Origin of the sequence: Agathobaculum sp. (assembly GCF_050946325.1) — a bacterium.
In the GTDB taxonomy this organism is placed as follows: domain Bacteria; phylum Bacillota; class Clostridia; order Oscillospirales; family Butyricicoccaceae; genus Agathobaculum.
The window spans coordinates 1-8,142 of the sequence record NZ_JBMNUP010000083.1; the positions used below are offsets into that span (position 1 = coordinate 1).

Annotated in this window: 8 protein-coding genes; 3 read left to right on the forward strand and 5 right to left on the reverse strand. The window is 52.0% G+C overall.

The genetic code is table 11. From position 1 onward, the window contains the following. Positions 1 to 30: 30 nt before the first annotated feature. The 5 genes from ACOYIE_RS07360 to rpmB form a co-directional block, all read right to left on the reverse strand. Positions 31 to 1,497 carry an IS1182 family transposase gene (locus ACOYIE_RS07360; RefSeq protein ID WP_433411889.1) on the reverse strand — a complete coding sequence of 489 codons (1,467 nt, stop codon included), beginning with the start codon at positions 1,495 to 1,497 and terminating at the stop codon, positions 31 to 33. Between the two features lie 108 nt (positions 1,498 to 1,605). Then, the gene (locus tag ACOYIE_RS07365) at positions 1,606 to 3,759 is read right to left on the reverse strand and encodes a Tex family protein (protein WP_433411891.1); all 2,154 of its coding nucleotides are present in this window, start codon (positions 3,757 to 3,759) and stop codon (positions 1,606 to 1,608) included. A 95-nt stretch (positions 3,760 to 3,854) separates the two neighbouring features. Next, positions 3,855 to 4,184, reverse strand: coding sequence for a branched-chain amino acid transporter permease (locus ACOYIE_RS07370; protein WP_433411893.1), 330 nt, complete (start codon positions 4,182 to 4,184; stop codon positions 3,855 to 3,857). Then, positions 4,181 to 4,870 (reverse strand): AzlC family ABC transporter permease, encoded by a 690-nt coding sequence (locus ACOYIE_RS07375; RefSeq protein WP_433411894.1) that lies wholly within the window; start codon positions 4,868 to 4,870, stop codon positions 4,181 to 4,183. The genes ACOYIE_RS07370 and ACOYIE_RS07375 overlap by 4 nt, the downstream gene beginning before the upstream one ends. A gap of 82 nt (positions 4,871 to 4,952) precedes the next feature. Further along, a complete protein-coding gene (gene rpmB / locus ACOYIE_RS07380; protein ID WP_078096872.1) occupies positions 4,953 to 5,141 on the reverse strand; it encodes a 50S ribosomal protein L28 in 189 nt (62 codons plus the stop codon). Between the two features lie 198 nt (positions 5,142 to 5,339). Between rpmB and hprK the strand changes: the two genes are divergently transcribed. From hprK to ACOYIE_RS07395, 3 genes are all read left to right on the forward strand, one after another. Next, on the forward strand, positions 5,340 to 6,272 hold the full coding sequence (hprK, locus tag ACOYIE_RS07385; RefSeq protein WP_433411897.1) for an HPr(Ser) kinase/phosphatase: 933 nt from the start codon (positions 5,340 to 5,342) through the stop codon (positions 6,270 to 6,272). Positions 6,273 to 6,411: 139 nt separating this feature from the next. Beyond that, on the forward strand, positions 6,412 to 7,134 hold the full coding sequence (locus tag ACOYIE_RS07390; protein WP_433411899.1) for a phosphatase: 723 nt from the start codon (positions 6,412 to 6,414) through the stop codon (positions 7,132 to 7,134). 18 nt (positions 7,135 to 7,152) lie between these two features. Continuing rightward, on the forward strand, positions 7,153 to 8,073 hold the full coding sequence (locus tag ACOYIE_RS07395) for an ROK family protein (RefSeq protein ID WP_433411901.1): 921 nt from the start codon (positions 7,153 to 7,155) through the stop codon (positions 8,071 to 8,073). Positions 8,074 to 8,142 lie beyond the last annotated feature (69 nt).

The window sequence follows — 8,142 nt, forward strand, 5'->3', positions numbered from 1 at the left end:
CCTCAGCCTGTCGAGAAACCCGGTTGCGCATTAAGCAGCAACCTGGTTTTCAGTATGTACTGGAGAAAACAGAAGTGAAAACAGGGAAAGGGTGTAGTCATACCATTTCCGCCTTGCCAGTTTTTTGAGGTTCATGGCAACAAATTTAAGCTTCACCCATTTTGTTACTTGGGCCAAGCCTCTGTACTGCGTATAACGCATGGCGTGTTTTTCTTTTGCATCCGCAAAGACTCGTTCAATCGTTTCCTTGCGGCGCTTATAAAGCTTCTGGTACTCGGGTACATATCGGGCGTCGTCCGCCAAATCCTCATAGTCCTTCCAGATATGCCGCTGTACCGTCTTTACACAGTCTTTGGAGTGGGTGCAAAGTTCTCTGGTCGGACAGCTTACGCAGAATTTCGGATCGCTTTTGTATTCCCGGTAGCCATCCCGGTTTGTGGTGCTGTATTTCAGGACCTGGTACTCAGGGCAAATGATGCAGTCGTAGAACTCATCATAGACGTATTTCCACCACTCGTGTCCGCCCTTCCTTGTTTGAGGACGCTTATAGGCTGTGGAAAGAACTCTGCCATCGTCAAATACTTTCTTGCAAATATGCGGAGTCTTGTATGCGGAATCTGCAACAATGACCTCTGTGTCGGGAAATGCCTTCGTTACCTTGTCGTATACCTCGTCAAATGCCACACTGTCATGTACGTTGCCGGGAGTCACTACTGTTTCCAGCACAAAACCATGGCTGTCACAGACAGTATGGGCTTCGTAAGCGAACTGCCGCTTGTGGTCTCCCTTTACAAACAGACCGCTATCCGGATCACTTATGCTCTTTGTTACAGCATGGGTCTTCTCTTTTTTCCTGCGGGCCAGCTTCTTCCTGGAAGTGTTGTCTTTCCGTTTCTTAGGTGCTGTCGGCGGCTCATCATCATCGTCAAACGGCTTTTTGCCGTGAATTTCTCTGTCCGCGTTGACCTCTTCCATCAGTTCCTTCGCATAGTGCTTGGACGCCACAGGCACCCGCTCTTTTATCTGTTTTTTCGTATTGGCATTTGCTTTGATATGGGTGCCGTCTATGAATACTGCCTTGGGGGACAGATAGCCTGCTTCCGCTACTTCTTCCAGTATCCAGCCAAAGATCTGGTTTACCGTATCCTCTGTAAACCGGTGCCGGAAGTTATAGCTTACTGTAGAAAAATGCGGTGTTTCCTCCTGCAGCGTATATCCCAGGAACCAGCGGTATGCCACATTCAAGCCAACTTCTTCCGCTGTTCTCCGCAGGGATGGCAGTCCGTACAGATGCTGGATTAGAACCATCTTGAACAACACCACTGGATCTACACTGGGCCGCCCGTTATCTTCGCTATACAGCGGTTCTACCATTTCGTAGAGTCGGTTAAAATCTACCGCCTCATCTATTTTTCGCAGCAGATGCTCCTGGGGAACCAAGCTCTCTGTGTCTACAATTTCTACGATACCTCGGTCCAGTTTCCCTCGTTCCAGCATCTTTCATCACCCATCCGCATTTTACCATATACATGCGAAAAAGCCCAGCCGTAGCTGGACTTTTTCGACAAGCTGAAAGCCTTTCCCTGTGGGGAAAGGCTTTGTTATTTATTTTGCCTGTTTGATAGACAGCGCAATCCGGTGACTTCTGGTGTCTACAGATAACACAACAACATCAACAATATCGCCTACCGTTACCGCTTCAGAAGGGTGCCGGATAAACCGGTTGCAGATCTGTGAAATATGAACCAGCCCATCCTGATGCACACCTATATCGACAAATGCGCCGAAATCGGCAACGTTGCGCACAGTTCCCTTCAGTTTCATGCCTGGTTTTAAATCTGCGATATCAAGAATATCAGAACGGAGTATCGGCGGCGGCAGTTCGTCTCGGGGATCGCGGCCTGGTTTTTGCAGCTCTGCCGCAATGTCCATCAGTGTGGGAAGGCCTACGCCGCAGCGGCGCGCCGCCTCATTGCGGCCAAGCTGATCTAACCGGGCAGACAGTTCCTGCAGGCGCCCATCCGCGGCATCTGCGGCAGAATATCCGCATAAGGTAAGAAGTGTCTGGGCGGCATTGTAGGATTCGGGGTGAACTGCGGTATGGTCAAGCATATTGCGGCTCTCTGGTATACGCAAAAAGCCTGCACATTGTTCAAAGGCTTTGGGACCAAGCCCTTTCACCTTGAGAAGCTGGCGGCGGTCCTCAAAATGACCGTTTTGTTCGCGGTATGCTGCAATATTTTTGGAAACGGTGGCGGATATACCGGCCACGCGCGACAGCAGGGCGGGAGAGGCGGTATTCAGATCAACGCCGACTGCGTTGACACAGTCCTCCACCACAGCTTCAAGCGCTTCGCTCAGACGGGCCTGGGGCATATCGTGCTGATACTGACCGACCCCGATTGCCTTCGGGTCAATCTTGACCAGCTCTGCCAGCGGGTCCTGCAGGCGCCGTGCAATGGAGACAGCAGAACGAAGGTTGACGTCAAAATCAGGAAATTCTTCCGCAGCCAGCTTTGATGCAGAATAGACCGATGCGCCCGCTTCGGATACGACAGTGTATGCAATGCCTCCGCCGTATTCGCGGATGAATTCTGCAACCAACTGTTCGCTTTCTCTGCTGGCCGTCCCGTTGCCGATGGCAATACAGGTGACCTTGTGACGGCGGCAAAGCCGTGTCAGTTGGCTTTTGGCTTCTGCTATCCTGTGGAAAGGCTGCGTCGGATAAATAACGGCGGTGTCAAGCACCTTGCCGGTACCGTCTACCACGGCAAGCTTGCAGCCGTTGCGATAGCCGGGATCAAAGCCAAGCGTCACGCGGTTTTTGATAGGCGGCTGCATAAGCAGCGGCCGCAGATTAAGCGCAAACGTGTGGATTGCCTGCTCGTTGGCGGTATCGGTCAGCTCGCTGCGCAGCTCTCGCTCGAGGGAAGGGAAGAGCAGACGCTTCCATGCATCTGCGCAGGCTTCACGCAAAGCGGCACAGAACGGGTTTTGGGGGTGCAGCACGGAGCGATTGAGCGTAACAAGCGCCTGTGCGTCATCGACCGTCAGCGAGACTTTCAGCTTTCCCTCTTTTTCACCACGGTTGATGGCAAGTACGCGGTGGCTTTGCAGTTTGGTAACCGGTTCGGAAAAATCGTGATACATTTGGTACACGGTGTCCTGCCCGTCCGTGCCAATGGTTGTGAGGACGCCTGTACGGCGCACCAATTGGCGCATTTGCGCGCGAATATTTGCATCATCTGCAATGTTCTCTGCGATGATATCAAAAGCGCCTGCAAGCGCATCCTCGGCGCACGCAATTTCGCCGTCTGCCGTGATAAACGGAGCGGCCAGCGCATCCATCGAAGGGGAAGGGAGGCGCGCAGACAGCAGCGCGTCTGCCAGCGGTGCAAGCCCTTTGTCACGCGCGATGGACGCGCGTGTGCGCCGTTTGGGGCGATAGGGGCGGTACAAGTCGTCAAGCGCTGCAAGAGTTTGGGCCGCAGCAAGAGCGCTGCCCAGTTCCGCTGTTAATTTGCCCTGTGCTTCAATAGAAGCGCGGATATCGGCACGTTTTTCGTCCAGATTGCGCAGATATGCCAATCGGTCGGCCAATGCGCGGATGGTCTGATCGTCCATCGAACCATGCATTTCCTTGCGGTACCGCGCGATAAAAGGTACGGTATTGCCGTCATCCAGCAGCTGAATGACGTTTTTTACATCTGCTTCTGCCTGCCCAAGCTCATGGGCAAGGATTTGGATGATATTTTCCATAAACTGTGCTCCTTCATTGCGAATGAAATTATTTTATCACGAATATGGAGGAAAGAAAACAAGAACCCGCACGGAAGTTCCGTGCGGGCTCCAAATTATAGAAAAATATTTTGTATGAGAAACATGTATAGCACGGTGCCCACACCGATAGAAAGCAGATTGTTGCGCTTCCAGAGATGCAGTAGCGCGGTGACGGCAATGCACAGCAGTTCCGGAATCCCGTGCGTACCCGTGATCCACTGTACATTTTTGAGACAGTATACCACCAACAGCGCGATAACGGCAGGCGGCAGCGTAGCACCCAAATAACGAATGATGGGGGGAATGGGCTTTTTTCCATTAAACAGCAGGAAAGGCGCAAGCCGCGTGGCAAAGGTGCAGACAGCGGCAACAGCAATCATTGCAAGCGTTCGGCTGAAAGTCATTCTGCCACCTCCCTGGAAAGACGGCTGTGCAAAGCAACCAGCATCACACAGATGGCCAGCATGGCGGGCAGGATGAAATTATCCGGACCGAGCAGGATCAGCGAAACGGCTGCCGCTCCCAGGCCGAGGAACGCGGGAAGATGGCATTTGGAGCTTTTCCACTGTTCAATAAAAATAACAGTAAACAGGGAGGTCATGGCAAAATCAATACCAGTGGAATCAAACGGTATGACACTGCCAAGCACTGCGCCGAGCACCGAACCAAGTATCCAGTAGCTGTGATCAAGCAGCGCGATCAGAAAGCGCATGTCAGAAGGGTTCACATCCGCTGGCGTTTGCAGCGAACATAACAAAGAGTAGGTCTCATCGGTCAGCGAAAAAATCATGTACCACTTGCGGCGGCCCATTTGATGAAAGGTTTCCAGAAAGGACAGGCCGTAAAAAATATGCCGGCAATTAAGCAGAAGCGTCATCACGGCTACGGTAAACAGGGACGCTTTTGCTGCAAGCAAAGATACCAGCAGATACTGGCCGGAACCGGCATAAATGGTCAGACTGGCAAGGAACGCCCAAGGGGGAGCAAAACCAATGTCACGCAGCATTACGCCGAATGCAAGACCGATGAACAGATAGCCGCACAGAACGGGAATTGTAGCCGCAAAGGCGGGACGGAGGGCTTTTTTCATGGAGGATCACCTTCCGGATTGGGAAATAGGCAGTAAAAAAGCGCCCTGCAAAGGGCGCTTGGCAGTTCAACGTAAGCGCTGATCAGATCGCGCGGGTTACCTTGCCGGAGCGGAGGCACCGAGTACATACGTTGATATGGCGGGGAGTACCGTCGACCAGAGCCTTCACACGACGAACGTTCGGCTTCCAAGTTCTGTTGGAACGACGATGAGAGTGAGAGACCTGAATACCAAAGGTCACGCCCTTGCCGCAAATATCGCACTTTGCCATTTTCCTGCACCTCCTTCTCTTATTCATTGCATAGCAGATATTATAATACCATAACGCTGTTAAAATTGCAAGCCATTTTTTGAGAAAAAGTGTTGTATTTCAAGTTTTCAAGATGTGGTGACAGAAATGATTGAAAAGAGGGAAAATTAGAGGTATAATACACATACCTTCATTCTGTGGAAGAAAGGAAGCAGTTTTATGCAGCTGAAAGAATTTGGCGTCAGTCTGGGCGATTTGATACAGGAATTTAAATTTGAGATTGTTTATGGCCCAGAGGGCTTTGAAAAGGTGGAAATTACCAAGGATGACGTAAACCGTCCGGCCTTGCAGCTTGCCGGCTTTTTTGATTATTTTGATCCAAACAGGATCCAGCTGGTCGGCAAGGTGGAATTCAGTTATGTTGCGCAGATGGAGCCGGAAGCCCGGCGCGCCTGCTTTGACCGTTTGTTTGCCACGGGGATTCCGGTGCTGATTGTTTCGCGTAACATTGATGTTTTCCCGGAATGCATAGAGGCTGCGCAACGCTATCAGGTGCCGATTTTGCGGACGAATGAGTTTACCTCAACGATTATGAGTGCGCTGGTGGCATCCCTTAAGATCAATCTGGCGCCTCGGATCACATTGCATGGTGTGCTGATTGAGATTTACGGCGAAGGCGTATTGCTGCTTGGTGATTCGGGCGTCGGCAAGTCGGAAACGGCGATTGAATTGGTTAAACGCGGTCACCGGCTGATTGCAGACGACGCAGTTGAAATCAAGCGTGTATCGGACAAGACGCTGGTTGGCACTGCGCCTGAAGTGATTCGTCATTTTATTGAGCTGCGCGGCATTGGCATTGTGGACGTGCGGCGTATTTTCGGCGTCGGTGCAATTAAAATGACAGAAAAAGTTGAGCTTGTTATCAATCTGGAGCCGTGGGAAGATGGAAAGCAGTACGACCGTCTGGGGCTGGATGGGCAGACCACCAGCATTCTGGATATTGCGGTACCCAGCCTGACCATTCCTGTAAAACCGGGCCGAAATCTGGCTGTTATCATTGAGGTTGCCGCCATGAACGACCGTCAGAAAAAAATGGGTTTCAATGCCGCGCAGGAGCTGCAGGAAAGAATGCTGAAACTGCACGGAAAATGATGGTGTACGGAAAGTCCCTCTATCGGGGGGCAGCAGCCTGCGCTGCATAACAGATGCACCTGTTTTTGGCTTTTGATGAAAATCGCCGCATTGCGGCGATTTTCTGTATGTTCGCAATGCGGAAGAAAGAGAGGAAAAAATGCAAATTGTAGCAGACCTGCATACGCATACCATTGCCAGCACCCATGCGTATTCCACTTTATATGAAATGGTGCGCGGTGCCAAAAAGAAAGGCCTGATTGCCATTGGAATGACAGACCATGGGCCGGATATGTCTGACGCGCCGCATCAGTGGCACTTCTATAACATGGATATTATTCCGCGCCAAATAGAAGGCGTTACCGTTGTGCGTGGGATAGAGTTTAATATTCGTCCCAACGGGGAGCTGGACCATATGGATCAGAAGTGCCTGGGACCGGTTGAATTTGCGCTGGCATCCTTCCACGAAAGCTGCTTTGCACCGGCAACCAAGGCGGTGCATACAGAGGCGCTGGAGGCTGTGGTGAAAGACGCGCGTGTGAATGCTTTGGGACATCCCGGCAACCCCCGCTATGATTTTGATCAGGAATATATTGTTTCTCTGTGCAGGCAGTATGGCAAAGTGGTTGAAATAAACAGCAATTCTTTTCATATCCGCAGGGGCAGTGCAGAAAATTGCGCGCAGATTGCCAGACTGTGCAAAAAACATCAGGTTCCGATTGTGGTTGACAGTGACGCGCATATTGAATCAATGGTGGGTGATGTGAGCGATGCTGCGGCGATGTTGCAGGAAGTTGACTTTCCGGAAGAACTGGTGATTAACAGCAGCCAAGAACGGTTGGATGAATATTTCCGAAGCCGTGGTCTGCACTTGTTCGACTGATGAAATAGGGGGAAAACGATGCGCATTGGTGTTGATTTAGGGGGTACAACCGTTAAGGCGGCGCTTTGCATGGAAGATGGCAGCATTGTGCAAAAGAAGAGCGTGCCGACCAGAAAAGGGGATCCGGATGGTCTTTGTGCCGATATGAAGCGGCTGGCGCTGGAGCTTTGCAGCGGAAACGGCATCCGCCCCGAAACAGTGAGCGGTATTGGCATCGGTGTGCCGGGATCACTGGATAAACAGAACTGTCGTTTGATTTTTGGTACGAATCTTGGCATGAACAATGTGTGCTTTGGCGAGGTGTTTCGACCGGAGTTTGTCTGCGGGGTCAGGCTGGAGAATGATGCCAACTGCGCTGCCATTGGGGAGGCAGCCGCCGGAGCAGCCAGACAGGCGCGGAGCATGGTCATGCTGACGCTGGGTACGGGCGTGGGCGGCGGCATCGTGATTGACGGCAAGCTGTATGCCGGCTGTAATGATATTGCCGGAGAACTGGGCCATATGGTAATTCGCCAGGGCGGCGAACCGTGCAATTGCGGCCGGAGGGGATGCCTGGAGGCATATGCTTCCGCCTCTGCGCTGGTGCGCTTTGCCGAGCGGGCGCTGTCAGCGGGGAGAGAGAGTCTATTATCCGCGCAGCGTGGGCGGCTGAATGCAAAAATGATCTGCGATGCCGTGGACGCAGGGGACGTACTGGCGCAGGAGCTGTTTGCAGAATACTGTGAAAATCTTTCCTGCGGCCTTGCCAATGTGATTAATATTTTTCAGCCGGAATGTATTGTGTTGGGCGGCGGGCTGGCCGGATATGGCAAAAAACTGCTCGAGCCGCTGCGGAGATTGACCGACGCTCAAACGTTTCGGAGCGATAGAAAAAACACGGAAATACGGCTTGCCGCACTCGGAAATGATGCGGGACTGATTGGGGCGGCAGTGCTGTAAAACAATATTCTGTTGCGAACAGCGGCGCATTTGTAATATTACAAAATCGCCGCTGTTCGCTGTCAGGCA

Excerpts from the sequence above, each read along its gene's own strand:
- ACOYIE_RS07360 (WP_433411889.1), bottom strand. The coding sequence starts at position 1,497 with ATGCTGGAACGAGGGAAACTGGACCGAGGTATCGTAGAAATTGTAGAC.
- ACOYIE_RS07365 (WP_433411891.1), bottom strand. The coding sequence starts at position 3,759 with ATGGAAAATATCATCCAAATCCTTGCCCATGAGCTTGGGCAGGCAGAA.
- ACOYIE_RS07370 (WP_433411893.1), bottom strand. The coding sequence starts at position 4,184 with ATGACTTTCAGCCGAACGCTTGCAATGATTGCTGTTGCCGCTGTCTGC.
- ACOYIE_RS07375 (WP_433411894.1), bottom strand. The coding sequence starts at position 4,870 with ATGAAAAAAGCCCTCCGTCCCGCCTTTGCGGCTACAATTCCCGTTCTG.
- rpmB (WP_078096872.1), bottom strand. The coding sequence starts at position 5,141 with ATGGCAAAGTGCGATATTTGCGGCAAGGGCGTGACCTTTGGTATTCAG.
- hprK (WP_433411897.1), top strand. The coding sequence starts at position 5,340 with ATGCAGCTGAAAGAATTTGGCGTCAGTCTGGGCGATTTGATACAGGAA.
- ACOYIE_RS07390 (WP_433411899.1), top strand. The coding sequence starts at position 6,412 with ATGCAAATTGTAGCAGACCTGCATACGCATACCATTGCCAGCACCCAT.
- ACOYIE_RS07395 (WP_433411901.1), top strand. The coding sequence starts at position 7,153 with ATGCGCATTGGTGTTGATTTAGGGGGTACAACCGTTAAGGCGGCGCTT.